The sequence below is a fragment of the Clostridium sardiniense genome (assembly GCF_019753795.1).
Lineage (GTDB): Bacteria > Bacillota > Clostridia > Clostridiales > Clostridiaceae > Clostridium > Clostridium sardiniense.
The window spans coordinates 1-1,007 of the sequence record NZ_JAIKTU010000044.1 but is presented as its reverse complement, the minus strand read 5'-3'; the positions used below and the strand labels follow the sequence as shown (position 1 = coordinate 1,007).

The following is a 1,007-nucleotide window of genomic DNA, read 5'->3' as shown; positions in this document are numbered from 1 at the left end:
AGTAACAGTAAATCCAAAAATGGTTGAAATAAATAATGCACCAGTAATAAAAGCAGAAAACAAAACAATAAAGGTTGGAAGTAAATTTGACCCAATGACTGAGGTAAGTGCTACAGATAAGGAAGACGGAAATATAACAAATAAGATTAAAGTGATAGAAAACACAGTAAATGTAAACAAGCCAGGCACTTACAAAGTAGTTTATGAAGTAACAGATAGTCAAGGTGCTAAAACAATAAAGACAATAACAATAACTGTAGTAAGCAATGATAAACCGGTAATAAGCGGAGCAGATAATGTGAGCATAACAGAAGGAACAGCATTTGATCCAATGGCTGGTGTAACTGCAGTTGATACAGAAGATGGAAATATAACAAAAGATATTAAAGTTTCTGGCTCAGTAGATACAAATAAACCAGGAAAGTATGAAGTAACTTATACAGTTACAGATAGTGATGGAAATATAGTAACTGTAAAGAGATCAGTAACAGTAAATCCAAAGATGGTTGAAATAAATAACGCGCCAGTGATAACAGCGGAAAATAAAATAATAAAAGCTGGAAGCAAGTTCGATCTAATGGTAGGAGTAAGCGCAACAGATAAAGAAGACGGAAATGTAACAAAAGACATAAAAGTTATAGAAAACACAGTAAACACAAATAAATCAGGCACTTATAAAGTAGTTTATGAAGTAACAGACAGCCAAGGAGCAAAAACTAGAAAAACAATAATAGTAACAGTAGTAAGTAATGACAAGCCAGTAATAAGCGGAGCAGATAATGTGAGCATAACAGAAGGAACAGCATTTGATTCAATGGCTGGTGTAACTGCAGTTGATACAGAAGATGGAAATATAACAAAAGATATTAAAGTTTCTGGTTCAGTAGATACAAATAAACCAGGAAAGTATGAAGTAACTTATACAGTAACAGATAGTGATGGTAACACAATAACTGTAAAAAGAGTAGTAACAGTAAATCCAAAAATGGTTGAAATAAATAATGCAC

At 32.6% G+C, this 1,007-nt stretch carries 1 protein-coding gene; it reads left to right on the top strand.

Annotation, left to right across the window (positions count from 1 at the left end; translation table 11 throughout):
* Positions 1-1,007 (top strand): DUF5011 domain-containing protein (locus tag K5V21_RS19030; RefSeq protein WP_221862667.1); only part of this gene is annotated, 1,007 nt, incomplete at both ends.